This window comes from Microbacterium arabinogalactanolyticum (assembly GCF_030268005.1).
In the GTDB taxonomy this organism is placed as follows: Bacteria; Actinomycetota; Actinomycetes; order Actinomycetales; family Microbacteriaceae; genus Microbacterium; species Microbacterium arabinogalactanolyticum.
Genome location: NZ_BRZC01000004.1, coordinates 1,221,697 through 1,242,443 on the forward strand (window position 1 = coordinate 1,221,697; position 20,747 = coordinate 1,242,443).

A 20,747-nucleotide genomic window follows, 5' to 3' on the forward strand; every position below is an offset into this window, starting at 1 on the left:
TAACCGGGGACGCGTAGCGTCCAGCCGTCCCGAACCGGCTTCGCCGGAACTCCGAGAGGAAAACATGGCAATCATCACCCGCCGCACGCGCCTGGGCGCCGGCATCGCATTGGCCGCCACCGCGGCGCTGCTGCTCACCTCCTGCTCCGGCGGCAGCACGCCGGGCGGCTCCGACGGCGGCGACGCCCCCAAGTCCGCGACCGCGACGTCGGTGAAGGACTTCGGCTCCTTCGCAGACCTCGAGGCCGCGGCCAAGAAGGAGGGTCAGCTGAACGTCATCGCGCTCCCGCACGACTGGGCGAACTACGGCGCGATCCTGGACGCCTTCAAGAAGAAGTACCCCGAGATCACGATCAACGAGCAGTCGCCCGACGTCTCCAGCAAGGAGGAGATCGACGCGGCGAAGACCAACAAGGGCCTCGACACCGCACCTGATGTCTTCGACCTGGGCCTCGCGGTCGCGCTGTCCAGCACCGACGTCTTCGCGCCCTACAAGGTGCAGACCTGGGATGACATCCCCGCCGAGCTGAAGGAGTCCACGGGGCTCTTCGTCGGAGACTACGGCGGGTACATGTCGATCGGGTACGACTCCTCGAAGTTCCCCGAGCCCAAGAGCCTCGACGACCTGAAGGGCGCCAAGTTCAAGGGGTCCGTCGCCATCAACGGGGACCCGACCCAGGCCGGTGCCGCGTTCGCCGCGATCGGCCTGGCCACGGTGCAGTCCGACGGCACGCTGGACGACTTCCAGCCCGGCATCGACTACTTCGCCGAGCTGCAGAAGGCGGGCAACTTCCTCAAGGTCGACCCGACGCCCGCGACCGTCGCGAGCGGCGAGACCCCGGTCGTGTTCGACTGGGACTACCTGAACACCGCCTACTCCAAGGACGTCAAGAGCTGGAAGGTGACGGTGCTTCCCGGCACCGGCTACGCGGGCTACTACAACCAGGCCATCAACAAGGACGCCACGCACCCGGCGGCCGCGCGCCTGTGGCAGGAGTTCCTGTACAGCGACGAGGGGCAGAACCTGTACCTCGCCGGTGGCGCGCGTCCCGCACGCATGGAGGCCATGACCAAGGCCGGCACCATCGACGAGAAGCTCGCTTCCGCACTGCCGAAGGCGCCGGAGAAGACCGTCGTCCCGACCGAGAAGCAGAGCACCGACGCGGGCACGCTGCTCGGCGAGAAGTGGGCGGCGGCGATCCAGTGACGACCGCCGTCACCCCGGGGGCGGATGCCACGGCATCCGCCCCCGTCCCCGTCGGGACCACGCGCGCCGCGGGGTCCCGACGCTCCGCGTCGTGGGCATGGCTGGGCATGACCCCGTTCGCCGCCTACGTGCTGCTGTTCCTCGCACTGCCGACCGTGCTCGCGCTCGCCTCGGGGCTGTTCACCAAGACGGGCGCCTTCACCTGGAACAATCTCTCCGCGCTCGGCGATCCAGCCGTGCTCGGCACCTTCGCGAGCTCCACCTGGGTGTCACTGCTCACCGCGGTGGTCGGCGCCGTGGTGGGAGCGCTGGTCTGCTACGCCCTGCTGGGTATGAACCCCGAGGGCGCGGTGCGTCAGTCGGTGGATGCCGCGGCCGGCGTGCTCGCCCAGTTCGGCGGCGTCATGCTCGCCTTCGCGTTCATCGCGACCATCGGCGTGCAGGGCATGGTGACGGTCTTCCTCAAAGACTCCCTCGGGGTGAACATCTTCGCGGACGGCACCTGGATCTACGAGGTGCCCGGCCTGCTGCTGCCCTACATCTACTTCCAGGTCCCGCTCATGGTGATCACGTTCATGCCCGCCCTCGCCGCGCTGAAGCCGCAATGGGCCGAGGCCAACGCCACTCTGGGCGGCACACGGGGCAGTTTCTGGCTGCACATCGGCTTCCCGGTGCTCGCCCCCTCCTTCCTGGCCAGCCTGCTGCTGCTGTTCGCGAACGCGTTCTCGTCGTACGCCACCGCCGCGGCCCTGATCAGCCAGGGCTCGCAGATCGTGCCGCTGCAGATCCGTGCTGCCCTCACCAGCGAGACCGTGCTCGGCCGCGACAACCTGGCCGGCGCCCTCGCGCTCGGCATGATCGTCGTCGTCGGAGTCGTGATGGCCCTGTACTCCCTCATCCAGCGCCGGGCTGCGAGGTGGCAGGCATGAACGCGCTCGCCCCCTCCCGCCTCACCCGCTGGATCATCGGCATCCTGGTCGGCGCCTTCTTCGCCATCCCGCTGATCGCGACGTTCCTCTACACGCTGCGCGACCCCAAGGGCGGGATGTCGCTGGTCAACTGGCACAAGCTCGTCGACCCCGCGTTCGCGAGCACCCTGCAGCCGATCTGGACGGGCCTGGGCAACTCTCTCGTGCTGGCCGTCGTCACGGTCGTCATCGTGCTGGTGCTGCTGGCCCCGACCATGATCCTGGTCCACCTCCGCTTCCCGAAGCTGCGGCCGGTGTTCGAGTTCCTCGCTCTGCTGCCCATCTCGATCCCCGCGATCGTGCTGGTCGTCGGGCTGTCGCCGATCTACCTGCAGATCGCCCGGATGCTGGGCACCGGCACGTGGACGCTGGCATTCGCATACGGCATCACGGTGCTGCCCTTCGCCTACCGCGCGATCCAGGCGTCCATCGACGCGGCCGACCTGCGCACGCTCTCCGAGGCGGCCCGCACGCTCGGCGCCGGCTGGCCGACCGTCGTGATCAAGGTGCTCGCCCCCAACCTGCGTCAGGGTCTGCTGGCGGCGTCCCTGATCTCGGTGGCCGTGGTGCTGGGCGAGTTCACCATCGCCTCGCTGCTGAACCGTCAGGTCTTCCAGACTGCGATGGTCGTCGTCCGCAACCAGGACCCCTACCTGCCTGCGATCTTCACGCTGCTGGCGCTGCTGCTCGTCTTCGTCCTGCTGCTCATCATCGGCCGCGCCGCGCGCGGCCACCGAAAGGCCCGCTCATGACCGCTCCGCTCCCCCGCACCCAGGACAACGCGCTGCTCGCCGACGCCGGCGAGGGCACCGCCGTGCAGCTGCAGGGCATCGTCAAGAGCTACAGCGGCAACACGGTGCTGCACGGCGTGGACCTCGACATCGCCCCCGGCGAGTTCGTCTCGCTCCTGGGCCCATCCGGCTGCGGCAAGACCACGCTGCTGCGGGTGCTTGCAGGCCTCGAGGACTCGGACTCGGGTGCCGTGCTGCTGGGTGGCAAGGACGTCTCGCGGGTTCCCACTAACAAGCGCGACATCGGCATGGTTTTCCAGTCCTACTCGCTCTTCCCGCACCTGCGCGTTGTCGAGAACACGGCCTTCGGCCTGCGTCGTCGCGGGGTCGGCAAGGCGGATGCCGCGAAGCGCGCCCTCGACGCGCTGGCACTGGTGGGGCTCGAGGAGCACGCCGGCAAGTTCCCGCACCAGCTCTCCGGCGGCCAGCAGCAGCGCGTGGCGCTCGCCCGCGCCTTGGTCACCGAGCCGAAGGTGCTGCTGCTCGACGAGCCGCTCTCGGCACTGGACGCCAAGGTGCGGGTGCAGCTGCGCGACGAGATCCGCCGCATCCAGCTGCGCCTCGGCATCACCACGGTGTTCGTCACGCACGACCAGGAGGAGGCACTGGCGGTCTCCGACCGGATCGCGGTGATGAGTGCGGGCCGGATCGAGCAGATCGGCTCGCCCGAGGAGCTCTACGGCGCGCCGGCAACGGCATCCGTCGCGGCCTTCGTGGGGCTCTCCAGCGTGGTCGGCGGCGTCGCCGACGGTGCGAGCGTCGAGGTCTGGGGGCAGACGCTCCCGCTGCAGACCCCGGCAACCGGCCCGGTCGACGTGTACCTGCGGCCGGAGAACGTGGTGTTCGCCGAAGGGGCGGACGCCTCAGTGCGCGGCACCGTCGAGGAGTCGACGTTCCTGGGCAGCATGCGCCGCACGGTGGTGCGCACCGAGGCCGGCGAGCGGGTGACCGTGCAGCACTCTCCCGGCATCCGTCCCGCGTTCGGCGACGCCGTGGGCATCGCGCTGCTGGGCGAGCCGGTCGCCGCGCGCCCACGCGGCTGACGGACACCGCCGGGCCACCATCCAGCAGGCGAGCCACCACGCGGATCACAGTGAATCGCGTGGTGGCTCGGCGTTCGCGTGGTGGTTCGGCGATCGGGTGCTGACGCCTATGCGCGCAGCGTGCGGGCGAGGGCCAGGTACTCCGCCGTGGTGACGTGCGGCAGATACGCTCTGCCGAGCGCCATCCCGATCGCGGGCAGCTGAGCGGGGTCCGGATAGGCCATGTGCAGCGCGTGGCGATCGGGGTGGAACTTGGCCTTGAAGCTGAGCAGGGACCGGAAGCCGTACGCGGGCTCCAGCACGCCGCCCAGCCAGGTCAGCAGCCCGAGCATGTCCTGAGACTCCCCCGCTGCGGCATCCGGATCCGCCGTCTGCGCGAGCGGCGCACCGGATAGGCTCATGAATGCCAGCCCGTCCGCCTTCATCCGCAGCGCGGCGGAGGCCAGCAGGAACTCCATGACGCCGGGCATGGAGCCGTCCGCGCGGCGCATGAAGTCCAGGGTCCAGCCGACGAGCTCGCCCCTGTCGTGCACCGGCAGCCAGCTGGTCACGGCCTGCAGTTCCCCTTGCGGGCCGACCGCGATCATGAGCGCGGTCTCGGGATCCTTCAGCTCCTCGATGCCGCCGAGGGTGAAGCCCATCTCGGGCAGCGCCTTCTCGGCGATCCACTGCTCGCTCAGGGCGTCCAGCTGCGCCGACATCCCCGGTGTCAGATCGACCCAGCGGGTCCATTCCGCATGCAGGCCGTCACGGTCCGCACGCCGGTACGGCTGGCGCACCTTCGCCCAGGCCTTGCCGTCGAGTGAGAAGCGGTCCAGGGGAACGACGGTCTCCTCCGCGACGGGCATGTGCCGCCAGCCCAGCGCCTGCGCGGTCAGCAGGGTGGAGTCGTGCACGCTGTACAGCACGGGCGACCAGCCCTGCCTGTCGCAGAAGTCCGCGAAGCCGCGGACCACGGCATCCGGATCCGCCCCGACCGGGTCGCCGACGGTGATGGCGAAGCCCGACACCAGTCGGTATGCGATCCCGCCGCGTCCGTCCGGGGTGATCCAGTGTCGGTTGCCGTCCCAGGTGCCGAGGAACCCCAGGGTGCCGCTGTGCACGCGCAGCAGCGCCCGGTAGCTCTCGTCGTCGACGTTGCCCGCACCGGCGACCGGTGCGCGCAGCAGGCGCAGCATCGCCGCCGTGAACACGCCCCAGAACAACGGGCCGATCACCTGCCTCGCGATGTTGCCGACCCCGCCGATCCGCTCCGCGATGCGCGCGTGGGTGAAGCCGGCCGGCAGGAACCGGCGCAGTGCGTCGAGGGCGGCGACGCCCAGGTCGACATCGGACGAGACGAGCAGCACGACATCGGCGACGCCGAGCACGCCCGCGGCCAGCAGCGCGACCACGGCGAGCCTGGTGCCCGCCCCGTGCTCCGCTCGCACGGCGAAGCGTCGGCGAGTGATGACCAGCAGCGCGCAGACGGCCAGGGGGACGAGGATCGCGACGACGGCGAAGCCGGGGAACGCGCGGTCGATCGCGGTGAGCTCGGCCGGATGCCGCAGATCGTCGCTGCCGATGCTCACCGCGGTCAGCGCCGCGAGCACGAGGTTCACGGCCACGGCGAGCAGCAGCCCGGCGCGGCGCCCGGCGCGCAGTCCGACGGCGGCCACCACCGTCAGCACCAGAGGGACGAGACTCATCAGCAGCGGGCCGAAGCCCCCGACCAGTCCCACGGTGCAGCGGTTGGTGAGATCGTCACCGCAGCGCGCCAGCAGGGCATCCACTCCCGCCCCGCGCAGCCCCTGCACGAGCGGGGACAGCGGACCGATCCCACGCCCGGTGAGCAGCACGACGAGCGGGCCGATCCCGGTGACCGCGACGATCGCCGCGACCAGGGTGCGCACCTCGCCGTAGGAGCTTCCATGCCACGGCCTGCGCGTCCGCCCGCGCGCGAGCACAGCGCCGAGCACGAGTCCGATGGTCGCCGCGCACAGCCGGTACACGCTGTCGACGTCACCGCTGTACAGCGTGAACATGATCAGCGCCGAGAAGCCGAGCAGGCGGATGCGGCGTCGCCACAGCACCGGAGCGAGCGCGCTCGCGACCATGGTCGCGCCGACGACGCCGACCGCGGGGTCGAGCACCGGCCCCGAGATGCGAGCCCAGGCGGCGCCCTCCGTCATCGAGAGCGTCTGGACGCCGACGCCCGCGAGCATCCCGAGCACGCCGGTCACGATGAACGCGACCGCGCTGCGCAGCGACCCGAGAAGGCGCTCCGCATATCCCAGGCCGATGATCGCGAGCGCCAGTGTCAGCACCAGTTCGATCACCGAGTCCGGCACGAGCAGGGCGGTCAGAGGGGTCCACCAGCGTCCTTCACCCAGTCCCGCCGGGCTGACCGAGATACGGAGCGGATGAGCACCGCGAAGCGTGCCGAACGCCAGCCCGGCCAGCACGATCAGCACCGAGAATCCCGCCGTCACGGGGTGCGTGCGCAGCGCCTCGAAAGCCCTGCCTCTCAGGTGCGTGGTGCTCCGCGCATCACCCGCAGCGCTGCTCCGCCCGCTCACGGTGCGAGCCCCCAGACCGGCGCCAGCACCCGCAGCGTCTCATCCAGGCCGACCGACAGGGCCGGACCCACATGTCCTGCTCCGGGAATCGCGAAGAACGTCGTCGTGAAACCGGCGGCCCGCGCCAGGTCCGCGGCATGCCGCGCCGGCGGCCCGTAGACGTGGTCGACCGCGCCGGCCGTGAACACCGCCATCCGCCCCCGGTACGCGCCCGGATGCGCCGCCAGCACGTTCTCGGGCTTGTTGGCGTCGAACGCGGCCCTGCTGCCGCCGAAGACCCTGCTCAGCACCGGGGCGGGTCGCTCCCAACCGGGCCACTCCTCGCCGGACTGGCTGGCGAGCGAGCCCCAGATCTCCGGGTGCTGCGCGCCGTACAGGAACGAGCATGCACCGCCGTTGGAGTACCCGCTGATCGTCCAGTCGGCAGGCGCCGCAGGGACTCGGAGGTGCGTGCGGATCCACTCCGGGATGTCGACGTTGAAATACGTGTTCACACCGCCGAAGGCCTTCGAGTCTGCGCATCCCGGGTTCTGCCGGGACGAGCCGAGCTGATCGGCGACGATCACGATCGGGCCGAGACCGTCGTGCTTCGCGGCGAACGCGTCGACCGCGGTCTGGATCGCCGTCGGAGTGGGACTGCCCGGCAGGCCCATCATCTGCACCATGACCGGAAGAACGGGAGGATCCGCGACCAGCGCCGCCGGGGGAAGGTAGATCGCGGCGTCGCGCGGCACGAAGCCGGCGGTCGACGGGATGCGCGAGGCACCGGAGAGCTGCCGCACCTCGCCGTGTGCGGGCATGCCCGCCGGAGAGTGCCAGGTGGCGTACAGCGGCGCGTCCGCGGCAGCAGCAGCGGTGTGAACGGGCTTCGGGAGCTCGCCCACCGGCGGGAGCGTGGAGATCTCGAGCAGGTCGCCCAGGTTCCGGTCCAGCCCGAATGCGGCGTTGATGCCGATCGTGCCCGAGAGCAGAGAGGCGATGATGGTCACGACCGCGACGATCTTGCGCGGCGCCCTGGAGTCCCAGAGGCTGACGATGCCGAGGCCGATGGCCGCGAAGCATCCGGCGGCCCACCACTTGACCGGGTCGGGCAGCGGAGTGCCGAAGGCGTCGATCGCGTCGAGCATCCAGCTGAGCGCGAGCCCGAGAACGCCTCCGATGACCACGGCCAGCAGCGCCCGCAGTGCCCGTGCTCCCGTGTAGCGGCGCACCAGCAGCACGACGATGAGCGCCGCAGTGATCCCCCACAGCACCCACGGGGCGGGGCCGGAGATGATGTCCAGACCGAGCAGCCAGGCGAGCATCCGCCTCCCCCGTTCCGCACAGTCGTATGCCGTGCTCGCCCATGCTAGATCCGGGCGGCTTCGCGTCGCCCTTGAGACGCCTATGCGGGAGCCGTGGATCGGATCGCACGGCGGATTCCCTCTTCCCGGGCGCATCCGGGTCGGGCTAGCTTTGTGCCGGGGCGATGACGCCCTTACCCGTAGGGAGAGGAAATCTCATGGCAGGCAAGTTCGAGCTCTACCAGGACAAGGGCGGCGACTGGCGGTTCCGCCTGAAGGCCGGCAACGGCGAGGTCATCGCGACCGGGCAGGGCTACGCGTCGAAGTCCGGCGCCGTCAACGGCATCGACTCGGTGCGCCGCAACGCCGCAGACGCCGAGGTCGTCGAAGTCGAGAACTGAGCGCAGGAACCAAAGAGGCCGCCGACCCGCGGGATCGGCGGCCTCCTCCATGGTGCATTCGTCCACTCAACGGCCGACTGCGATCATCCCCATGCCGCAGTCGAGTCACTCCCCAGCACTCGCGAGTCGCACGCACGGGACGTCCCCAGACGTTGCGAAGCTAGTGGGCCACCGGCGACCCGGCGAAGCGATGACCTCGAACGGGGGTCGGCCCGTCGCAGTCGGTTCCCGCCGTTCAGCCGATGAAACCGTCCTCATAGGCGAGTCTCGCCAGGTCGAGCTTCGTGCTCGCCGACCGTCCCAGGGACGCGTACTTCTGCTTGACCCGAGCCAGATACTTGCGCGCCGTATCGGGACGGACCCCGATCTGCTCTGCGACCGCCGCGATCGGGCTGCCGTCGACGTACAGCGCCAGCACCTTCGCCTCCTGAGGGGAGAGCTCAGGAGCGTCCGCGGAGCGGGAGACCGCCGCCTTCGCGACGGCACTCACAGCCGGCTCGCCGACCAGCGCCGCTGCGACGCACTCAAGGAACGTCTGCTCGGTGTCGAGCTTGGACACGATGCCGTCCACCCCGGCATCCGCCACCCGCTGAGCCGAACGGCGCGGCGACAGACCCGAGAGCAGCAGCACCCGCATCCCCGCCTCGCGAAGCGCCGTGACGGCGGCGACGTCACGGTCGCCCGGTCGCAGGGGAAGCAGATCCACGACGAGCAGATGGGGCCAGTTCGACCGATCCTGCCCGCGCATCCAGGTCATCAGCGCCGCCATCGAGTCGCTCGAGTGCACGACCTCGAGTCCGCCCTGCCTTTCCAGCACCTCCGCGGTGCGCGTCCGCTGCATGACGTACGGCTCGACCACGGCCGCGCGCCGCAGCTTCCGAGAATGCGCTCTCGCATGCATTCCAGATCCCCTTCTCCCCTGCTCCGGGATCGACGTCCTGCACGGCATTCATCGATCTCCCGAGGATGAGTGTCGGGATCGGCGGATAAGTGACGCGCACCCGCGGAGATTCATCGCGGGGCAGGTCGTTGACCCCCGTCGGAGGTCACCTGGCCGCGAGGGCGTCACTTCGCCTCGAACGGCCGCTTGGGGCTCGTATATCCTGCTCATTGCGGCAGGCGATCTCCCCCGACGCCCCGTCATTCTCACCGACGGTGCTGCCGTCCGTGCATGGAAAGAGCCATCGTGGATGCTTCTTCTCGCGACGACGCGCGCTCGACCGCGCCCCTGGGCCAGGCCGAGCCGTCCGACGGTCAGCTGCTCGATCGGCTGCGCGAGGGAGACGCCACCGCGTACGAGGAGCTCTGGCTGCGGCACGTCGGCGCAGCCAGGCGCGCCGCCACGCGGATCGCACCGACCGATCAGGAGGACCTGGTCTCGGAGGCGTTCCTCGCGATCTATCGGCAGGTCCGCGTCGACGGGAAAGGCCCGCAGACATCGTTCCGGGCGTACCTCTTCACGGTCATGCGCAACATCGCCGCGCGGTGGTACAGGGAGGGACGTCCGTTCATCTCCGATCCCGAAGCCGACACCACCGTCGACGAGCCCGGGTACGAGCTGATCGACCGCGAGCACGACGCCGCGCAGCTGCTGGATGCGTTCCGCGCACTGCCCGCCCGCTGGCAGCGCGTGCTCTGGCTTTCGGAGGTCGAGGAAGTCGGCCGCCCTGCGATCGCCGCCGAGTTCGGCATCGGCGCGAACGCCGTCTCCGCGCTGCAGCGCCGCGCACGAGGCGGGCTCAGGGAGCAGTGGCTGGCCCAGCATCTTCCGAAGAGCCTCCGCGACGACGAACGGCATGTGGCTGCGGCGCTGCCTGCACGTGTCGTGACCGGCAAGAGCCGCGACCCACTGGTCGACCGGCACCTCGCCGCGTGCGAGCAGTGCCGCCGCGCGGAGACCGACCTGCGACACGCCTACGGCAACGGCCGCGGCGCGGCCGCGTCGATCAGCGGACTCGCTGCACTGGGCGTCATCCTTCCGAGTGCGACCGCCGTCTGGGCTGCACCGGCCAGTGTCAGCGTGGCAGCCGGAGTCGGCCTTGCGCTGCTCGGTTCGGCTGCCGCCGCCGTCGGCGCGCTCATGATCGGGTTGGGAACGGGTTTCATCACCCTCCCCTTCTCGTTCCCCGGCAGTGCGCAGGCCATCGAGACCACCCCGTCCGCGCCGGCGGGCATGGCGCCGGTCCCGGCTCCCGCCCTTCCTTCGGCAGCCCCCTCGCCCGTCGCTCTGCAGCCGACGGTGCCGGGTGTCTCCACGCCGGACGAACCCGCGCCGATCGACTTCTGGTTGCCGAACGGCCCCTATGCGGGCCCGTCGCCTCGTCCCGCTCCGACGCCCGCCGCCCCTGGAAGCGTTCCGCCGCCGGCTGGAGGAGGCACCACACCCGGAGGTGGCACCTCACCGGCCACCGGCACACCGCCCGCTGCTCCCGTGGTCGCTGCCGCATCGCCCGCCTCGACATACATGGCGCCCAGGCTCTCCGGGGCCGCGCCGGAAGGATCCACGGTCGCGATCGGAGTCGCCGACGCTGTGTACACCGTCGAGCCCTCGCCGGAAGGCACCTGGGCGTTCGACCTTCGATCCCTGGCGCTGCCGGCGGGCGACTACGCAGCGGAGGTGTGGACGGTCCGCGACGGCGTCTCCTCGATGGCCGCGACTGTGCCGTTCACCATCACGCCCGTCACCGTGACGGGCTTCGAGGGCGATGTGCTCATGGACCTCGAGGATGCCAGCACGAACGGTCTGGTCTTCACGCTGAGGGGGCCCGCTTCCGGGACCGCGTGCGTCTCGTCCGACGTCGGGCAGACCGCCACGATGCCGCTGAACGCGGACGGCACCGTCACCCGGCGTATCAGATTCCTGACCACCGGCTTCTACGCGCTCACCTTCTCGGCCTGCAGCGATGACTACGCCGGCCCCGGGGTCGACCAGAGCAAGTGGGTGTCGACGGGGATCTTCGATCCCTGGGGCGACGTTCCCTACTTCGAGCTCGACGAGGTCGACACCGCCTCGCAGACGACTGCGGCGCCGGCCCCGTCACCGGAGCCGACGCCGTAGCCGAATCACGCGTCAGAGCACGCGCGACAGGAAGTCCTGCGTGCGCGGATGCTGCGGATTGGCCAGCACCTCGCGCGGGTCGCCCTGCTCGAGGATGTGCCCGCCGTCCATGAAGATCAGGCGGGAGCCGACCTCCCGGGCGAAGCCCATCTCGTGCGTGACGACCAGCATGGTCATGCCCTCGTCGGCGAGGCTGCGCATCACCTGCAGCACCTCGCCCACAAGCTCCGGGTCGAGCGCCGAGGTGGGCTCGTCGAAGAGCATCATGTCGGGGTTCATGCAGAGTGCACGGGCGATCGCCACACGCTGCTGCTGACCGCCGGAGAGGTGGCTGGGGTACGCGTCCGCCTTCTCGGCGAGACCGACCCGCCCCAGCATCTCCCGCGCGATGCGCTCGGCCTCGGCCTTGCCGCGCTTCTTCACGCGTCGCTGAGCGATCGTGAGATTGCCCAGCACCGTCATGTGCGGGAAGAGGTTGAAGCTCTGGAACACCATCCCGATCCGCTGACGCACCCGGTCGAGGTCGGTGTCCTCGTCGGTGACGTCGATCCCCTCGATGAGGATGTGTCCGCCGGTGGGCACCTCGAGCAGATTCACCGAACGCAGCAGCGTCGACTTGCCCGACCCCGAGGGGCCGATGATGCAGACGACCTCGCCGGCGAGCACCTTCAGGTCGATGCCCTTGAGCACCTCGTTCTCGCCGTAGCTCTTGACCAGTCCCTGGATGTCGATCGCCGGGGCGTGGACATCGATCAGATCCGTGCTCATCTCTCCCTCGCCATCCGCCGCTCGAGCCACGCGGTGAAGCGCGTGAGCGGAATAGTCACGATCAGGTACAGCAGCGCCGCCATGATCAGGGGCGTGCCGTTCGCGTTCTGCGTGCTGGCGTCGCGTGCGAACGTCGTCAGCTCCTTCGACCAGATGAACGTGCCCGCGACGAACAGCAGCGAGGTGTCCTTCAGCAGCAGCACGAACTCGTTGGTCAGCGGCGGGATGATGATCCGGAAGCCCTGCGGGATCACGATCCAGAACGTCGTCGCCATGGGCGACATGCCCAGCGAGCGCGCCGCCTCGGTCTGGCCCTTCGGCACCGCCTGCAGGCCGGCGCGGATGGTCTCCGCCATGTACGCCGCGGCGACCAGGATCAGACCGATCAGACCGAGGACGACGGGGCCGCCCAGATCCTTACCCGGCACGCCGGCCGCGATCGGCAGGATGAACGCGATCGTGAAGATCGTGAGGATGGCCGGCAGTCCGCGGAACAGCTCCACGTACACCGTCGCGATCCACCGGAACGGGCCGATCACCGACATCTTCATCAGCGCCAGGATGACGCCGAGGATGAGGCCCGCGACGAACGCCACAGCGGTGAACCACAGCGTGTTCACCAGGCCGACCGTGATGATGCTCGGGAGCATCTTCAGCGCGACCTCGGGGTTGAGGAACAGCGGCACCAGCCGCGCCCAGTTCGCGGTGAGGGCGACCCAGACCACGAGAGCGATCAGCACGACGTAGACGGCGTAGCGGTACAGCTTCTGCTTCTGTGAGCGTCTCAGCGCCATAGTCGGATTCCTTCCGATTCGGTCGGTCCGAGGGTCACTTCGCCGTGAAGTACTCGTCGTAGATCTTCTTGTACTCCCCGCTGTCCCTCAGCTCCTTCAGAGCCTTGTTGACAGCCTCGAGGAGTGCCGTCTTCTTGCCCTTCTCGAAGGCGAAGCCGTACTGCTCGTCGGTGTTGTAGGTCTCGACGATCTTGTAGCTCTTGTCGGCCTTCTCGTGCTCGAGGTTCACCGGCTGGTCCTGCAGGATCGCGTCGAGCTGCCCGGCCTGCATCGCCGGCCACAGGTCGCCGTCCGAACCCATCTGCAGCAGCTCGGCGCCCTTCGCGTGCTCCTTGGCGTAGTTCTCGCCGGTGGTGCCCTGCTGCACGCCGACGGTCTTGCCCTTCAGGTCGTCGATGCTCTTGATGCCGGAGTCGGTCTTGACCAGCAGCGACTGCAGCGAGTCGTAGTACGGGTCGGAGAAGTCGAGGTTCTTCTTGCGGGCGTCGGTGATCGTCATCGCCGAGGCGCCGACATCGCAGGTGCCTGCGGCGAGCGTCGTGCCGGACTGCAGCGCGTCGAAGCCGACGTCCTGAACGTTGAGCTTGAGGTCGAGCTTCTTGGCGACCGCGCCGAGGAGGTCGATGTCGAAGCCGGTGTAACCCGTGCCGTTGTCGCCGCCCTCGAACTCGAACGGCGGGTAGGGGATGTCCGAGCACACCGACAGGGTGCCGGACGTGACCAGACCGTAGTCCGGCCCCGAGGGCGCCTTGTCGCCGCCACCCCCGCCACCCGAGCCCGGGTTGCTGGCGCAGCCGCTCAGGGCGAGGACGGCGGCAGCCGCGATCGCGATGCCGGCGATGAGGGGACGACGGTTCATGGTCACTCCTGTGTGACGGGGCTTGCGCCCGAGGACGGGTATGGCATTCATCTTGACACGACCACTACCGCATCGCAGAACGCACGAACGCCACGGGGATCACGGTTGGGTTGCGACCGTGCGCATTTCTGCAAGGCAGTATGAACAGATGTCGTCAACTCTGATGAGTTCTGCTGATCAGAACTCGAAGTCGACGGCGACCCGGGATGCGACGACCGACTTGATGTAGGCGCCCGCCTCCTTGTGGGCGGGATGCGCCTGATACGCCTCCAGGGCGTCGAGCGAGTCGACGTCGGCGACCAGCGTGACGTCCCAGTTCGCATCCGGATGCGCGACGTTCGCGCCCGCGCTCACCGCACGCAGCTCGGGGACGACGCCCATCAGCGCGTTCAGCCGCCGGGCGACCTCAGCCGCCTGCTCGCCGCGCAGCGCGGCATCCGGCTCGGCCAGCTTCCAGCTCACCACGTGACGGATCATCCGATCGCCTCCTCGAGTGCGTCCTTGAGGCGCTCGGGCGAAACGCGCCAGTGGGCGTGCAGCTGGCCGTCGATCAGCACCACCGGGATCTTCTCCCACCAGCGCTCGTACAGCGCCGGGTCGTCGTTGATGGACCGCTCCACGATCTCGATCTGCTCTGCCGCGGCATCCGGGAGCTCCGCGACGACCGCGTCGACGACTTCGCTCGCGACCTCGCAGAGATGGCAATCCGGCTTGCCGATCAGCGTGAGGGTGGTCACTGCTCGACCGGTCGCCCTTCGGCGATCCACGCCCCCGTGCCGCCCTCGACGTTGGTGGCGTCGTAGCCGCGGGCCTCGAGGGCCTGCACGGCGCGGGCCGAGCGGCCGCCGGCCTGGCAGATCACGTCGAACGCCTCGCCGGGCAGCTCCTCCAGCCGCTCGCCGAGCTCGGACAGGGGCAGGTTGACGGCGCCGGGCACGTGGCCGGCCGCGTACTCGTCGCGCTCCCGCACATCGATGAGGGGCACTCCCTCACGGGCGGCGAGCTGTGCGATGTCGATCGACTTCATGGCATCCATTATCGCCCGGAAAACACGAAGCGCCCGTCCGGAGACAGGCGCTCGGTGTCGTGCCGCTTACTTCTTGTTGCGGCGCTGGTGGCGAGTCTTACGAAGCAGCTTGCGGTGCTTCTTCTTCGCCATGCGCTTGCGGCGCTTCTTGATGACTGAACCCACGGAAACCTCACTAAGTCAGGGGCTGGATGCCACGAAGGCGGGCACCCGGGTACGGGCACGGAAAATGCCTCGGATGATTCTAGCAAACGGTCGGCGTCAGCCCGAATCGCGCTCGGATCATCCTACGTCGGCGATGGGTCCCTCGTCGGCGATGGGCCGCTGCAGGGCCTCGGCGACAGCGGACTCCGGCACCCGGTAGCTGCGGCCGAAGCGGATCGCAGGCAGTTCGCCCGAGTGGACGAGCCGGTACACGGTCATCTTGGACACGCGCATGAGCCCCGCGACCTCGGCCACCGTCAGGAATCGAACGTCTTGGACATCGGGCATCCCCCGTACCCCTTTCTGCTGAAGCACAGCATATGGGGTACGTGCGACGGCTGTAAACAGTTGTGGCGCGTGTGATCAGTGGGACGACCGTGCTGGGCCGTCATCGCTCCGTGCGCGCCGCGATCCTGGCAGCCGCGTCGCGCCGGATCTGACGCTCCTCCTTGCGTGCGATGCGCAGCGCCTTCTCCGCCTCGCGGACGCTCTTGGCCGCCGCACGGACGCGCTTGTCCGCACTCAGCTCCGCGCTGTCATCACGCAGCCACGGAGCGGCATCCACATGCTGATCACCGCGGTCGAGGCCCGCGATGTACGCCTCCACACCCTCGAGGTAGCGCTCGAACGAGAATCGGAACGGATCACCGTCCTCAAGGAACACCCCAGACTCGATGGCCGCCCGGAGTGCGGGGAACTCCGCCGCGGTGATCACGCGGTCGAAGAGCGCGGCCTCGCGGGCCGTGATCTCGTCGGCCGACAGCCCGCTCGTGCGAGCCTGCTCGGTGTAGCCGGCGAGCACGGTGCCGTACCAGCGCGCCTGCCCCGTGCAGGCGAGCGCGACGGCCAGCCGCTCCGACGGGGTCAGCGGTGTCTCGTCGAGGGCGTCCAGCGCGGAATCCAACCACGCGGAGCTGTTGGGGGTGATCGGCGATCCCGTGATCGGCAGCGACAGCACCCACGGATGCCGCAGATAGATGAGCACCTGGGCCTCGAAGTACGCGCGCAGCCGCGACCGCCAGCCGTCCTGTTCACGGACCTCCTCCGGCGGGAGGCCGATCGCCTGCTCCTCCATGAGCAGCAGCAGATCGTCCTTCGCGCTGACGTAGCGGTACAGCGACATCGGCGTGAACCCGAGCTTCGCCGCCACCGCCGCCATCGACACCGCGCCGATGCCGTCCGCGTCGGCGAGCTCGACCGCGGCATCCACGATGCGCTCCACGCTCATCTCGCGCTTGGGTCCCCTCTGCGGGTTCGCGGCGACCCCCCAGGCGAGGGCGATACCGCGCGGCAGCTCTTCGGATTCGAGGTCGGCCATACCCGCAATTCTATGGTTGTGTACGTCGTAAACGGTATGTTACGGTCATACACAGTTTCAGCCATACACAGAAAGGAAGTCGAGATGACTACCGCGATCGACGTCCGAGGCCTGCGGGTCTCATACGGAACCCACACCGTGCTCGACGGCCTCGACCTCGAGGTCGCACCGGGCGAGGTGTTCGCCCTCCTCGGCCCCAACGGGGCCGGCAAGACCACCGCGATCTCTGTGCTCACCACGCTGCTCGCCGCGACAGCCGGCACCGTCCGCGTGGCCGGCCACGATGTGGCAACCGCTGCCGTCGAGGTGCGCCGGCGCATCGCGCTCACGGGCCAGAGCGCGGCGGTCGACGACATGCTCTCGGCGCAGGAGAACCTCGTCATGCTCGGACGTCTCTCCGGCCTGTCGCCGCGTTCCGCCCGCATCAGGGCCGACGAGCTCCTCGCCCGCTTCACGCTGACGGACGCCGCCTCGAAACGGGTCAAGACCTTCTCCGGCGGCATGCGCCGCCGCCTCGACCTCGCTCTGAGCTTCGTCGTCGTCCCCGACGTGCTCTTCCTGGACGAGCCCACCACAGGCGTCGACCCGCGCAGTCGCCTCGACCTGTGGGACGTGATCCGCACCCTCGCGGATGCCGGCACCACCGTGTTCCTCACCACGCAGTACCTCGAGGAGGCCGATCTGCTCGCCGACCGCATCGCCATCCTCGACGGCGGCAGGATCATCGAGACCGGCACCCCGGCGCAGCTGAAGGCGCTCGTCGGCACCGACACCGTCGTGGTCCACGACCGCGACGGTGCGCAGCTCGGGGAGCTCCCGACCGACGGCAGCATCGACGGCCTCCGGAGAGTCCTCGATCAGATCGACGACTCGGGGGCCGCGGCCTCCGTCACACTGCGCCGCCCGACTCTGGACGACGTCTTCCTCAGCCTCACCGGAGCGCCGCGCGACGACGCCCGCATCGCCCAGGAGATCGCATGACCGCCATCACCCCTTCCCCCGTCCTCTCCGCTCCGCGCCCGCGCATCCGCGGGTTCGCCGCCGAACGGGTCTTCGTGCGCCGCAGCCTGACCCAGTCCCTGCGCGACGGCGAGACCCTGAGCATGTCGATCATGCTGCCGGTCACCCTCATGCTGCTCTTCACCTTCGTGTTCGGCGGCGCGATGCAGACCGAGGGCAACTACGTCGACTACGTCGTCCCCGGCATCATCCTGCTCTGCGCCGGCTTCGGAGCCGGGACCACGGCGACCTACGTCTCGCGCGACATGACGACCGGCATCATCGATCGGTTCCGCACCATGCCGCTGCGAGCCGGAGCCGTGCTGACCGGCCATGTGATCGCCAGCCTCGCGCGCAACCTCGTCGCCACTGCCGTCGTGATCGGCGTCGCGCTGCTGCTCGGTTTCCATCCCACCGCCAACCTCGCGCAGTGGGCGGGGGCCGGGGCCGTGATCGCGCTGTACATCCTCGCGATCACCTACCTCTACGCGGCGATCGGCCTCGCCGCCGGCAGCCCGGAGGCGGCGAGCGGCTACGGCTTCATCCTGATGTTCCTGCCGTACCTCTCCAGCGCGTTCGTCCCGATCGACACGATGCCGTCCTGGCTGCAGTGGATCGCCACGTATCAGCCGGTCACGCCCGTCATCGAGACGATCCGCGGCCTGCTGATGGGCACCGACCTCGGTACGCAGCCCCTGTGGGCGACCGGATGGTGCGCGCTCATCATCACCGTCGCGGCGCTCTGGGGCGCGTGGCTGTTCGGCCGGCGGCGGGCGAGCTAGCCGATCAGCTGCCGAGACGCTTGAACGCGGACGCCACCACGTGCTTCGCCGACGCCGCGGCGCGACCCACCACCTCGGCCGCGTGCGCGGCGCCGTCGGGCAGCGGCGCGACCGGGAAGTCGATGTCGGGCGCCTGGTCGCCATAGGCGTCCACGAGGAACGGCACCAGCCAGTCGTCGACGGCTTCGAGCGGGGCGACCGACAGGCTGTAGAAGCGGCGCTGACCGTCCTCCCGGACCGTGACCAGCTCGGACTCGCGCAGCACCTTGAGGTGCTTGCTGACGGTGGGCTGGCTGACACCGAGCTCGCTGACGATCTCGGTGACGCTCGTGCCGGCATCGCTGTCCGTGGAGCGGCTCAGCAGGAGCTGGAGGATGTCACGCCTCGTGCCGTCCGCGATCACGTCGAAGATGTCCGTCATGCCATCAGGGTAGTCGGCGCGGGCACGGAGTACCATGCGAGCCCACGGAGTACCATGTCGGAAGCCCGGCGAAGGACGTCGCGCGCACGGCAGGAGGGGGCCCGATGTCGGGGATGATGACGGCATCGTCTCCGCGACGCTCCGTAGGTGATGCCGCGCGGCTGGTGAAGCACCTGATCACCTCCTCGCCCTCGCGCTTCGCGATCGTGATCTTCGCGGCGCTGATCCTGCTGTTCACCGGACTCCTGTCCCTGCCGATCTCCTCCGCCGACGGGCACGTCACCCCGCTCAGTGATGCGCTGTTCACCGCCGTCTCGACGATCTGCGTGACGGGCCTGACCACCGTCGATATGAGCACCTACTGGTCGCCGTTCGGCCAGGTCGTGATCTTCATCGGCGTGAACATCGGCGGCCTCGGCGTGCTGACGCTGGCGTCGCTGATGGGGATGGTGATCTCCAAGCGACTGGGCCTGAGCGCCAAGCTCATGGCGGCCGGCGACACGAACCCGCTGCGTGCGCACGGGGGTCCCGTCAACGAGAGCCAGACCGTGCGGCTCGGCGAGGTCGGCCAGCTGCTGACCACCGTCGCGCTCTCCGCCCTGATCATCGAGGGCGGGCTGGCGGTGCTCCTCTACCCGGCGATCGTGATGGCCGGCGTCGATCCCGTCTCCGCCCTGTGGGAGGCCCCCTACTTCGCGGCCATGTCGTTCACCAACACGGGCTTCGCGCCGAACGCCGGCGGCGTGCTCGCGTTCAACGACGACTACCTGGTGCTCGTGCTGCTGATGGCGGGCGTGTTCCTGGGCAGCATCGGCTTCCCGGTCATCTACACACTCGCCAAGCACACCTGGCACTTCAAGCGCTGGTCGCTGCATTCCAAGCTCACGCTCGTCACCACCGTGCTGCTGTTCTTCGCGGGGGCGGCGGTCTTCCTGCTTCTGGAGTACGACAACCCGCGCACCTTCGGATCGATGGATGCCGTCGACACCACCGTGCACGCGTTCTTCCTCTCCGCCATGACCCGCTCGGGCGGCTTCAACGCGATCGACATGTCCGATCTGAACGGCTCGTCGATGCTCGTGGCGTGCATGCTGATGTTCGTGGGCGGCGGCTCCGCGTCGACGGCCGGCGGCATCAAGGTGACCACGCTCGCCGTGCTCGCGATCGCCGTGTGGTCGGAGGCCAAGGGCCGGCAGTCGGTGGAGGCCTTCGGGCGGCGCATCCCCTCCGATGTGCAGCGGGTCGGATTGTCGGTCGTGGCCTGGGGGGCGACCATCGTGGCGGTCTCGACGGTCGCGATCACGCAGATCACCAAGCTGCCGGTGATCGACGTGCTCTTCGACGTGATCTCCGCGTTCGGCACGGTCGGCCTCTCCTCCGGGGTCACGGAGGCCCTTCCGGACGCCGGCTCCTACATCCTCGCGGCGACCATCTTCATGGGGCGCGTTGGTACAGTGACTCTCGCCGCGGCGGTCGCCGCGACGTCCCGTTCGCAGCTCTACTCGCTGCCGGTGGAAAGGCCGATCGTTGGTTGAGATGGTTCGCGGCGACGCGCCGGTGCTCGTGATCGGACTCGGGCGCTTCGGCGCCGCCTGCGCGGGCGAGCTCGACCGCCTCGACCGCGAGGTGATGGCGATCGACGAGGACCTCGGCCTCGTGCAGAAGTGGTCCGAGCGCGTCACCCACACGGTGCAGGCGGATGCCCGCAACATCGACGCACTGCGACAGATCGGCGCGCAGGACTTCCAGGTGGCCGTCGTCGCCGTCGGCTCGCTGATCGAGGCATCCGTGCTCATCACCGCCAACCTCGTCGACCTGAAGGTGCCGCAGATCTGGGCGAAGGCCGTCTCCCAGTCGCACGGCAAGATCCTCGCCCGCGTCGGCGCCAACCATGTGATCTACCCGGAGCGCGAGGCCGGCGAGCGCGTCGCGCACCTCGTCAGCGGGCGGATGCTGGACTTCATCCGCTTCGACGACGACTTCGTGCTCGCCAAGATGTATCCGCCGAAGTTCATCCGCGGCGTGGGCCTGAACGAATCGGGCGTGCGCACGAAGTACAAGGTGACGGTGGTGGGCGTGAAGAGCCCGGGCAAGCCGTTCCGCTACGCCGAGGCGAACACCGTGGTGACCAACCACGATCTCATCATCGTCTCGGGCACGAACAGCGACATCGAGCGGTTCGCGAGCCTCGACCGCTGAGCCGGGCGGGCTGGTCGCCGGGAGCCGCGCAGCCATGTCGCAGAACTGGCGGGGGCAGTGCACCCGC

General features: G+C 69.3%; 23 protein-coding genes. 10 read left to right on the forward strand and 13 right to left on the reverse strand.

What is annotated here, in order from left to right; genetic code table 11:
* Nucleotides 1-64 precede the first annotated feature (64 nt).
* Genes MIAR_RS10240 through MIAR_RS10255 form a run of 4 tightly spaced genes read left to right on the forward strand, consistent with a single transcriptional unit; the run spans nucleotide 65 to nucleotide 4,009 of the window.
* Nucleotides 65-1,207, forward strand: a complete 1,143-nt coding sequence (locus tag MIAR_RS10240; protein WP_285635060.1) for an ABC transporter substrate-binding protein — start codon at nucleotides 65-67, stop codon at nucleotides 1,205-1,207.
* Nucleotides 1,204-2,136: an ABC transporter permease gene (locus MIAR_RS10245; RefSeq protein ID WP_425561575.1), complete on the forward strand. Its 933-nt coding sequence runs from the start codon at nucleotides 1,204-1,206 to the stop codon at nucleotides 2,134-2,136. The genes MIAR_RS10240 and MIAR_RS10245 overlap by 4 nt, the downstream gene beginning before the upstream one ends.
* Nucleotides 2,133-2,927 (forward strand): ABC transporter permease, encoded by a 795-nt coding sequence (locus tag MIAR_RS10250; protein ID WP_285635063.1) that lies wholly within the window; start codon nucleotides 2,133-2,135, stop codon nucleotides 2,925-2,927. The genes MIAR_RS10245 and MIAR_RS10250 overlap by 4 nt, the downstream gene beginning before the upstream one ends.
* Nucleotides 2,924-4,009, forward strand: coding sequence for an ABC transporter ATP-binding protein (locus tag MIAR_RS10255; protein WP_285635068.1), 1,086 nt, complete (start codon nucleotides 2,924-2,926; stop codon nucleotides 4,007-4,009). The genes MIAR_RS10250 and MIAR_RS10255 overlap by 4 nt, the downstream gene beginning before the upstream one ends.
* A gap of 107 nt (nucleotides 4,010-4,116) precedes the next feature.
* On the opposite strand, the gene MIAR_RS10260 is transcribed toward MIAR_RS10255, so the two are convergent.
* Both MIAR_RS10260 and MIAR_RS10265 read right to left on the reverse strand, forming a co-directional pair.
* Nucleotides 4,117-6,567, reverse strand: a complete 2,451-nt coding sequence (locus tag MIAR_RS10260) for a DUF2156 domain-containing protein (protein ID WP_285635071.1) — start codon at nucleotides 6,565-6,567, stop codon at nucleotides 4,117-4,119.
* Nucleotides 6,564-7,871, reverse strand: coding sequence for an alpha/beta hydrolase-fold protein (locus tag MIAR_RS10265; RefSeq protein WP_285635074.1), 1,308 nt, complete (start codon nucleotides 7,869-7,871; stop codon nucleotides 6,564-6,566). Before MIAR_RS10265 ends, MIAR_RS10260 begins: the two co-directional genes overlap by 4 nt.
* Nucleotides 7,872-8,068: 197 nt before the next feature.
* Between MIAR_RS10265 and MIAR_RS10270 the strand changes: the two genes are divergently transcribed.
* A complete protein-coding gene (locus MIAR_RS10270; protein WP_285635076.1) occupies nucleotides 8,069-8,251 on the forward strand; it encodes a YegP family protein in 183 nt (60 codons plus the stop codon).
* 235 nt (nucleotides 8,252-8,486) lie between these two features.
* Here the strand turns inward: MIAR_RS10270 and MIAR_RS10275 are convergent, their stop codons facing one another.
* On the reverse strand, nucleotides 8,487-9,152 hold the full coding sequence (locus tag MIAR_RS10275; RefSeq protein ID WP_285635079.1) for a helix-turn-helix transcriptional regulator: 666 nt from the start codon (nucleotides 9,150-9,152) through the stop codon (nucleotides 8,487-8,489).
* A 285-nt stretch (nucleotides 9,153-9,437) separates the two neighbouring features.
* Here MIAR_RS10275 and MIAR_RS10280 point away from each other — a divergent pair, with 285 nt between their 5' ends.
* Complete coding sequence (locus tag MIAR_RS10280; protein WP_285635082.1) at nucleotides 9,438-11,309, forward strand: RNA polymerase sigma factor; 1,872 nt, start codon at nucleotides 9,438-9,440, stop codon at nucleotides 11,307-11,309.
* A gap of 12 nt (nucleotides 11,310-11,321) precedes the next feature.
* On the opposite strand, the gene MIAR_RS10285 is transcribed toward MIAR_RS10280, so the two are convergent.
* From MIAR_RS10285 to MIAR_RS10325, 9 genes are all read right to left on the reverse strand, one after another.
* Nucleotides 11,322-12,077 (reverse strand): amino acid ABC transporter ATP-binding protein, encoded by a 756-nt coding sequence (locus tag MIAR_RS10285; RefSeq protein WP_285635086.1) that lies wholly within the window; start codon nucleotides 12,075-12,077, stop codon nucleotides 11,322-11,324.
* A complete protein-coding gene (locus tag MIAR_RS10290; protein WP_285635089.1) occupies nucleotides 12,074-12,871 on the reverse strand; it encodes an amino acid ABC transporter permease in 798 nt (265 codons plus the stop codon). Before MIAR_RS10290 ends, MIAR_RS10285 begins: the two co-directional genes overlap by 4 nt.
* Nucleotides 12,872-12,905: 34 nt before the next feature.
* Nucleotides 12,906-13,730 (reverse strand): basic amino acid ABC transporter substrate-binding protein, encoded by an 825-nt coding sequence (locus MIAR_RS10295; RefSeq protein WP_285635092.1) that lies wholly within the window; start codon nucleotides 13,728-13,730, stop codon nucleotides 12,906-12,908.
* 177 nt (nucleotides 13,731-13,907) lie between these two features.
* Nucleotides 13,908-14,207: a Dabb family protein gene (locus MIAR_RS10300; RefSeq protein WP_285635095.1), complete on the reverse strand. Its 300-nt coding sequence runs from the start codon at nucleotides 14,205-14,207 to the stop codon at nucleotides 13,908-13,910.
* Nucleotides 14,204-14,467, reverse strand: a complete 264-nt coding sequence (locus tag MIAR_RS10305; RefSeq protein WP_285635098.1) for a glutaredoxin family protein — start codon at nucleotides 14,465-14,467, stop codon at nucleotides 14,204-14,206. The genes MIAR_RS10300 and MIAR_RS10305 overlap by 4 nt, the downstream gene beginning before the upstream one ends.
* Nucleotides 14,464-14,757: a rhodanese-like domain-containing protein gene (locus MIAR_RS10310; RefSeq protein ID WP_285635101.1), complete on the reverse strand. Its 294-nt coding sequence runs from the start codon at nucleotides 14,755-14,757 to the stop codon at nucleotides 14,464-14,466. Before MIAR_RS10310 ends, MIAR_RS10305 begins: the two co-directional genes overlap by 4 nt.
* Nucleotides 14,758-14,823: 66 nt before the next feature.
* Entirely contained in the window at nucleotides 14,824-14,922 is a 99-nt protein-coding gene (locus MIAR_RS10315) for a 30S ribosomal protein bS22 (RefSeq protein WP_003792170.1), read from the reverse strand.
* Between the two features lie 117 nt (nucleotides 14,923-15,039).
* Entirely contained in the window at nucleotides 15,040-15,249 is a 210-nt protein-coding gene (locus MIAR_RS10320) for a helix-turn-helix domain-containing protein (RefSeq protein ID WP_285635104.1), read from the reverse strand.
* Between the two features lie 100 nt (nucleotides 15,250-15,349).
* Nucleotides 15,350-16,279 carry a TetR/AcrR family transcriptional regulator gene (locus MIAR_RS10325; protein WP_285635105.1) on the reverse strand — a complete coding sequence of 310 codons (930 nt, stop codon included), beginning with the start codon at nucleotides 16,277-16,279 and terminating at the stop codon, nucleotides 15,350-15,352.
* A gap of 84 nt (nucleotides 16,280-16,363) precedes the next feature.
* Here MIAR_RS10325 and MIAR_RS10330 point away from each other — a divergent pair, with 84 nt between their 5' ends.
* Together MIAR_RS10330 and MIAR_RS10335 are read left to right on the forward strand one after the other, a co-directional pair.
* On the forward strand, nucleotides 16,364-17,260 hold the full coding sequence (locus MIAR_RS10330; protein WP_285635106.1) for an ATP-binding cassette domain-containing protein: 897 nt from the start codon (nucleotides 16,364-16,366) through the stop codon (nucleotides 17,258-17,260).
* Nucleotides 17,257-18,060: an ABC transporter permease gene (locus MIAR_RS10335; protein WP_285635107.1), complete on the forward strand. Its 804-nt coding sequence runs from the start codon at nucleotides 17,257-17,259 to the stop codon at nucleotides 18,058-18,060. Before MIAR_RS10330 ends, MIAR_RS10335 begins: the two co-directional genes overlap by 4 nt.
* 4 nt (nucleotides 18,061-18,064) lie before the next feature.
* On the opposite strand, the gene MIAR_RS10340 is transcribed toward MIAR_RS10335, so the two are convergent.
* Entirely contained in the window at nucleotides 18,065-18,481 is a 417-nt protein-coding gene (locus MIAR_RS10340) for an ArsR/SmtB family transcription factor (RefSeq protein ID WP_285635108.1), read from the reverse strand.
* Between the two features lie 113 nt (nucleotides 18,482-18,594).
* Between MIAR_RS10340 and MIAR_RS10345 the strand changes: the two genes are divergently transcribed.
* Together MIAR_RS10345 and MIAR_RS10350 are read left to right on the forward strand one after the other, a co-directional pair.
* Complete coding sequence (locus tag MIAR_RS10345; RefSeq protein WP_425561589.1) at nucleotides 18,595-20,016, forward strand: TrkH family potassium uptake protein; 1,422 nt, start codon at nucleotides 18,595-18,597, stop codon at nucleotides 20,014-20,016.
* A 1-nt stretch (nucleotide 20,017) separates the two neighbouring features.
* Entirely contained in the window at nucleotides 20,018-20,680 is a 663-nt protein-coding gene (locus MIAR_RS10350) for a potassium channel family protein (RefSeq protein WP_425561590.1), read from the forward strand.
* The last annotated feature ends 67 nt before the right edge of the window (nucleotides 20,681-20,747 follow it).

Excerpts from the sequence above, each read along its gene's own strand:
- MIAR_RS10275 (WP_285635079.1), bottom strand. The coding sequence starts at position 9,152 with ATGCATGCGAGAGCGCATTCTCGGAAGCTGCGGCGCGCGGCCGTGGTC.
- MIAR_RS10295 (WP_285635092.1), bottom strand. The coding sequence starts at position 13,730 with ATGAACCGTCGTCCCCTCATCGCCGGCATCGCGATCGCGGCTGCCGCC.
- MIAR_RS10250 (WP_285635063.1), top strand. The coding sequence starts at position 2,133 with ATGAACGCGCTCGCCCCCTCCCGCCTCACCCGCTGGATCATCGGCATC.
- MIAR_RS10345 (WP_425561589.1), top strand. The coding sequence starts at position 18,595 with ATGATGACGGCATCGTCTCCGCGACGCTCCGTAGGTGATGCCGCGCGG.
- MIAR_RS10320 (WP_285635104.1), bottom strand. The coding sequence starts at position 15,249 with ATGCCCGATGTCCAAGACGTTCGATTCCTGACGGTGGCCGAGGTCGCG.
- MIAR_RS10325 (WP_285635105.1), bottom strand. The coding sequence starts at position 16,279 with ATGGCCGACCTCGAATCCGAAGAGCTGCCGCGCGGTATCGCCCTCGCC.
- MIAR_RS10255 (WP_285635068.1), top strand. The coding sequence starts at position 2,924 with ATGACCGCTCCGCTCCCCCGCACCCAGGACAACGCGCTGCTCGCCGAC.
- MIAR_RS10310 (WP_285635101.1), bottom strand. The coding sequence starts at position 14,757 with ATGAAGTCGATCGACATCGCACAGCTCGCCGCCCGTGAGGGAGTGCCC.
- MIAR_RS10350 (WP_425561590.1), top strand. The coding sequence starts at position 20,018 with ATGGTTCGCGGCGACGCGCCGGTGCTCGTGATCGGACTCGGGCGCTTC.
- MIAR_RS10240 (WP_285635060.1), top strand. The coding sequence starts at position 65 with ATGGCAATCATCACCCGCCGCACGCGCCTGGGCGCCGGCATCGCATTG.
- MIAR_RS10300 (WP_285635095.1), bottom strand. The coding sequence starts at position 14,207 with ATGATCCGTCACGTGGTGAGCTGGAAGCTGGCCGAGCCGGATGCCGCG.
- MIAR_RS10285 (WP_285635086.1), bottom strand. The coding sequence starts at position 12,077 with ATGAGCACGGATCTGATCGATGTCCACGCCCCGGCGATCGACATCCAG.
- MIAR_RS10290 (WP_285635089.1), bottom strand. The coding sequence starts at position 12,871 with ATGGCGCTGAGACGCTCACAGAAGCAGAAGCTGTACCGCTACGCCGTC.
- MIAR_RS10270 (WP_285635076.1), top strand. The coding sequence starts at position 8,069 with ATGGCAGGCAAGTTCGAGCTCTACCAGGACAAGGGCGGCGACTGGCGG.
- MIAR_RS10340 (WP_285635108.1), bottom strand. The coding sequence starts at position 18,481 with ATGACGGACATCTTCGACGTGATCGCGGACGGCACGAGGCGTGACATC.
- MIAR_RS10265 (WP_285635074.1), bottom strand. The coding sequence starts at position 7,871 with ATGCTCGCCTGGCTGCTCGGTCTGGACATCATCTCCGGCCCCGCCCCG.
- MIAR_RS10335 (WP_285635107.1), top strand. The coding sequence starts at position 17,257 with ATGACCGCCATCACCCCTTCCCCCGTCCTCTCCGCTCCGCGCCCGCGC.
- MIAR_RS10330 (WP_285635106.1), top strand. The coding sequence starts at position 16,364 with ATGACTACCGCGATCGACGTCCGAGGCCTGCGGGTCTCATACGGAACC.